A 1,898-nucleotide genomic window follows, 5' to 3' on the forward strand; every position below is an offset into this window, starting at 1 on the left:
GTCCCTGCCGAGGGCACCGGATCGCACCGCATCGTGGTCGGCGGCACCGCCGGCTCCTTCACCGACCCGGACGGATTCGCCTGGGAGCCCGCCACTGCCACCACGTCGCTCACCCCCGCGCCGTCCACGGAGCCTGCACTGTCCTGACCCGTGGCCTCGCACCCCCAGCCCCGGGCTGCCTCGCCGAGACACCATCCGCCCCTGGGCGTCCGTACCGTCGCGATCAATGCGCTCAGGGACGTAGGAACAATGGTCGGCTGTTTTGTGGTGATCGACGGCTCGGCCGGTTCATGCCTGGAACTCGGTGAGGTCGATGGCGTGAACGCGCAGCGGGTAGTCGTACACCGGGTGGGCCGTCTCCCGCTCGGGCGCCATGCCGAGCTTGCGGATGACGTTCTCGGAGGCGTTGTCACCCACCCGGTTGATGCTGATGACGCGGTCCAGGCCGCGGTCCTGGAGAGCGAACTCCAGTGTGGCGTGGGCGGCTTCGGACGCGTATCCCTGGCCCCAGAACTGTGAGCCGATCCGCCAACTGATCGCCACGGCGGGCACCTCCGGCAGGAACTCGGGCATGGACAGTCCTGTGAAGCCGATCAGTTCGCCCGAGGCCAGCAGCTCGACGGCGAAGAGTCCGAAGCCCTCCTCGTCCCACTCCTCCTCCCACCGCTCGATGTCCTCGGCTGTGTGGGCCAGGTCGCGCACCGAGCCGTCGTCGATCCAGCGCATGACCCGTGGGTCCGCGTTGATGTCCGCCATCGGCGCGAGGTCGTCTTCGTGCCAGGTACGGAGGAGGAGGCGGGGTGTGCGGATCTCGGTCATGCGTCCATCCTGCCGAAGGCAAGGACCTCATCGGTAATCCGGCGCTCGCCTGCGCTGCCGCTGCGGAACCACAAGGCTTCAAGCCGCTGCAGCGAACACCGTGACGGGTGAAACATCGGGCTGACGGCCGGGCAGACGACGTGCCACTTGGGCAGCACGGTCGAGAGGTGAGACCGACTCGGCGGCAGCCTGCCGCAGCACTAAGATCATTCACGGAATCGCGGTCAGAACCTTGAAAAGGGTTCTGACCGCGATTCCGTGAATCCGCAGGTCAGCCGCTGACTGCGGGGACGTTCGTCCGGCACCTGGCGCAGGGATTCAGTCCCACCAGAACGACCAGTGCGTCCGCTGAGGCAGGCTCGCTGCGTATTCGGGGAAGGGTGTCGGCGGGTCGTCCACGATGTTGTCGGCGGTCGACAGGACATGCTCCAGGGCAAGAAGGTCCGCGTGCGCCGCGGTCCGTGGCGGGCGGGCAACGGAGACGAACAACTCGCCTGCCATTCCCACCACCCGGGCGCCGAACCGCTCCTCCCAGCTGCGCAGCAGCGCGCACACCAGCGGCAGCGAAGCGTCCGCATCCCAGCCGAGAAGTGCTGGGATATCGGCGCTGCGCTGCGCGGGGACCAGCACGAGGCTGCATCCGGCCAACGCTTGCGGGTTTGTAGCTATGAGGTGGCCGATCGTGCGGGCTGCGGCGTCCGCCGGGGAGGGATCAGCGTCCGGGTCCGGCGTCGCCAGTGCCAGACCCGGCCATGTCTCGAAGGGTGGGCCCGGATCGTGCGGCCACGGCGCGATGCCCTCGGGCACCGGCACCGGCGTCGGGTCCGTCCATTCGGGCAGACGGCTGCGCCGGTACTCGGCGAAGTCTGAGGCCAGGAGGTTGCGTCCAGGGAAGTGGTGTACGGGTTCGACCTGATCTGGGGGTTTGCTCCGGCATCGGGATGGTGCCCGCATAGATGAACGGCCACCGGCTGATCTTCGAAGTGTCGAAGCCTCGAAGGAGATCAGCACGATGACCGCACCCGACAGTCTGCCCCTGCACGCCCTCGCGGAGGACAACCTCGCCGCGGCGAGTCCCG

Annotated in this window: 2 protein-coding genes; both read right to left on the minus strand. The window is 68.2% G+C overall.

Features of this window, described 5'->3' with window-relative positions; translation table 11 throughout:
- Positions 1-288 precede the first annotated feature (288 nt).
- Positions 289-819: a GNAT family N-acetyltransferase gene (locus tag ABZ818_RS42700; RefSeq protein ID WP_361427708.1), complete on the minus strand. Its 531-nt coding sequence runs from the start codon at positions 817-819 to the stop codon at positions 289-291.
- A gap of 318 nt (positions 820-1,137) precedes the next feature.
- Positions 1,138-1,626, minus strand: a complete 489-nt coding sequence (locus tag ABZ818_RS42705) for a DUF4253 domain-containing protein (protein ID WP_361427711.1) — start codon at positions 1,624-1,626, stop codon at positions 1,138-1,140.
- Positions 1,627-1,898: the final 272 nt, after the last annotated feature.

Origin of the sequence: Streptomyces sp. NPDC047453 (assembly GCF_040643155.1) — a bacterium.
In the GTDB taxonomy this organism is placed as follows: Bacteria; Actinomycetota; Actinomycetes; order Streptomycetales; family Streptomycetaceae; genus Streptomyces.

Bases quoted from the DNA above. Each gene is read 5' to 3' on its own strand.
- ABZ818_RS42700 (WP_361427708.1), bottom strand. From the start codon at position 819: ATGACCGAGATCCGCACACCCCGCCTCCTCCTCCGTACCTGGCACGAA.